The sequence below is a fragment of the Stenotrophomonas maltophilia group sp. RNC7 genome (assembly GCF_030910085.1).
Classification (GTDB): Bacteria; Pseudomonadota; Gammaproteobacteria; order Xanthomonadales; family Xanthomonadaceae; genus Stenotrophomonas; species Stenotrophomonas sepilia.
Window position 1 is genome coordinate 1 of sequence record NZ_JAVFVN010000187.1, and the last position, 2,852, is coordinate 2,852.

General features: G+C 67.6%; 3 protein-coding genes. All 3 read left to right on the forward strand.

Annotated features, from left to right (window positions below; translation table 11 throughout):
* Positions 1 to 210: 210 nt before the first annotated feature.
* Entirely contained in the window at positions 211 to 528 is a 318-nt protein-coding gene (locus RCF13_RS02405) for a DUF4156 domain-containing protein (protein ID WP_005407628.1), read from the forward strand.
* A gap of 102 nt (positions 529 to 630) precedes the next feature.
* The gene (locus RCF13_RS02410) at positions 631 to 1,647 is read left to right on the forward strand and encodes a 3-oxoacyl-ACP synthase III (protein ID WP_005420782.1); all 1,017 of its coding nucleotides are present in this window, start codon (positions 631 to 633) and stop codon (positions 1,645 to 1,647) included.
* Between the two features lie 140 nt (positions 1,648 to 1,787).
* The gene (locus tag RCF13_RS02415; protein WP_134969505.1) at positions 1,788 to 2,678 is read left to right on the forward strand and encodes an alpha/beta fold hydrolase; all 891 of its coding nucleotides are present in this window, start codon (positions 1,788 to 1,790) and stop codon (positions 2,676 to 2,678) included.
* Positions 2,679 to 2,852 lie beyond the last annotated feature (174 nt).

Consider the following 2,852-nt stretch of genomic DNA (forward strand, 5'->3'; position numbering starts at 1 on the left):
CCCGGAAAATACATCGGGGGGGGCCCGGCCCCCCCCGGGGGGCCGGTCGCCGGGGGGCGCGCGGGGCATGGCCCGCCGGTTTCCGGGCGCCCCCCCAGCCGGCGGGGGGCGCGCGCGGGGCTGGCCCCGCCGCTACCTGGGCTCCGCCCCGGCTACCCCCGATTCAGGCTGTTCAGGCAGAATCCCCCCATACCCTTCCAGGATCTGCCCATGCGCGTTCTGCTGCTTTCCTCCCTGCTGCTCACCGTCACCGCCTGTACCTGGGTGCCGATCGAACCGGCCGGCAAGGCAACCCGCGTGCTGCCGGCAGGGCCGGTTCCGGCTGGCTGCATCGCCAAGGGCGAGGTGGTGGTCACCGTGAAGAGCAAGGTCGGCTTCTACAACCGCAACCCGCTGCGGGTGCAGGAAGAGCTGGAAACCCTGGCCCGCAACGAGGCCCCGAGCGCCGGTGCCAATGCCGTCCAGGCCGCTGCGGCCCCCGCCGATGGCAGCCAGCGCTTCGCCGCGTTCCAGTGCCCGCCGCGCTGAACGCTTCACCATACGGCCGAGGCTGAATTCGTAAAGATGCGGTGAAAGCCCGGGGGTTATAGAATAGCGCCCCCTTTTGCCTGAGCCTTGGCGCTAACCTCGATGCTCTTCAAGAATGTCTCGATCGCCGGCCTGGCACACGTCGACGCACCGCATACGCTGACGACCAAGGAAATCAACGAACGCCTGCAGCCGACGTTGGATCGCCTGGGTATCCGCACCGATGTGCTCGGCGACATCGCCGGCATCCACGCCCGCCGCCTGTGGGACAACGGCGTGCTGGCGTCGGACGCCGCCACCATGGCCGGCCGCAAGGCACTGGAAGACGCGGGCATCACCGCGACCCAGGTCGGCCTGCTGGTCAACACCTCGGTCAGCCGCGACTACCTGGAGCCGTCCACGGCCTCGATCGTGTCGGGCAACCTCGGTGTCAGCGACGAATGCATGACCTTCGACGTCGCCAACGCCTGCCTGGCCTTCATCAACGGCATGGACATCGCGGCGCGCATGATCGAGCGCGGTGATATCGACTACGCGCTGGTGGTGGACGGCGAGACCGCCAACCTGGTGTACGAGAAGACCCTGGAGCGCATGACCGCCCCGGACGTCACCGCCGACGACTTCCGCAACGAGCTGGCCGCGCTGACCACCGGGTCGGGCGCCGCCGCGATGGTGATGGCGCGCGCGGAGCTGGTGCCGGACGCGCCGCGCTACAAGGGCGGCGTGACCCGCTCGGCCACCGAGTGGAACCAGCTGTGCCTGGGCAACCTGGACCGCATGGTCACCGACACCCGCCTGTTGCTGATCGAAGGCATCAAGCTGGCGCAGAAGACCTTCAGCGCCGCCAAGATCGCACTCGGCTGGGCCGTGGAGGAGCTGGACCAGTTCGTGATCCACCAGGTCAGCCAGCCGCACACCGCCGCGTTCATCAAGAACTTCGGCATCGACCCGAAGAAGGTCATGACCATCTTCGGCGAGCACGGCAACATCGGCCCGGCCTCGGTGCCGATCGTGCTGAGCAAGCTCAAGCAGCTGGGCAAGCTGAAGAAGGGTGATCGCATCGCGCTTCTGGGTATTGGCTCGGGCCTGAACTGCTCGATGGCTGAAGTGGTCTGGTAAGCAGCCCGTTGCCCGACCTCCTGTAGAGCCGAGCCATGCTCGGCTCACGCGCGCAGCGCGGCTCTTCCGCAGCGGACCGGAGAGCAGCCGAGCAACGGCTCGGCTCTACATTGCGCCGCGACTCTCCTTAGGTGCTCCGCATGCGCGATCTTCCCGGTTACCCCGCCCACCCGCAGCGCTTCGAGGTCCGCCCCGGCCTGTCGATGAACTATCTCGACGAGGGCCCGCGCGATGGCGAGGTGGTGGTGATGGTGCACGGCAACCCGTCGTGGAGCTATTACTGGCGCACGCTGGTGGCCGGCCTGTCGGACAGGTACCGCTGCATCGTGCCGGACCACATTGGCATGGGCCTGTCGGACAAGCCGGACGACAGCCGCTATGAGTACACGCTGCAGTCGCGCGTGGACGATCTTGATGCGCTGCTGAAGCACCTGGGCATCACCGGCCCGGTGACCCTGGCCGTGCACGACTGGGGCGGCATGATCGGCTTCGGCTGGGCGCTGTCGCACCACGAGCAGGTGAAGCGCCTGGTCGTGCTCAACACCGCTGCCTTCCCGATGCCGGCGGCGAAGAAGATGCCGTGGCAGATCGCGCTGGGTCGCCACTGGAAGATCGGCGAGTGGATCATCCGCAGCTTCAATGCGTTCTCGTCCGGGGCCTCTTGGCTTGGCGTGGAGCGCAGGATGCCGGCCGATGTGCGCCGCGCCTACGTGTCGCCGTACAACAGCTGGGCCAACCGCATCAGCACCATCCGCTTCATGCAGGACATCCCGCTGTCGCCGGCCGACAAGGCCTGGTCGCTACTGGAGCGTGCCGGCAAGGCATTGCCTTCGTTCGCCGACCGCCCGGCCTTCCTCGGCTGGGGCCTGCGTGACTTCGTGTTCGACCATCATTTCCTGAAGGGTTTCCAGGCCGCACTGCCGCAGGCCCAGGTGCATGCCTTCGAGGACGCCGGCCACTATGTGCTGGAAGACAAGCACGAAGTGCTGGTACCGGAGATCCGCGCGTTCCTGGACAAGAACCCGATCTGAGAGGTGGGGGGGGCACCCGCGGGGCCCCCCACCAGGGGCGGGGGGGGGGGTGGGGGTGGGGGCTGTGGTTTTTGGGGGGGGGTGGGGTTGTGGGGGGGTGTGGGGTTTTTTTTGTTTGTTTTGGTGGTTTTTTTCGTTTGGCTGGCGCCCCCCCCCCCCCCCCCAACAGTTGGG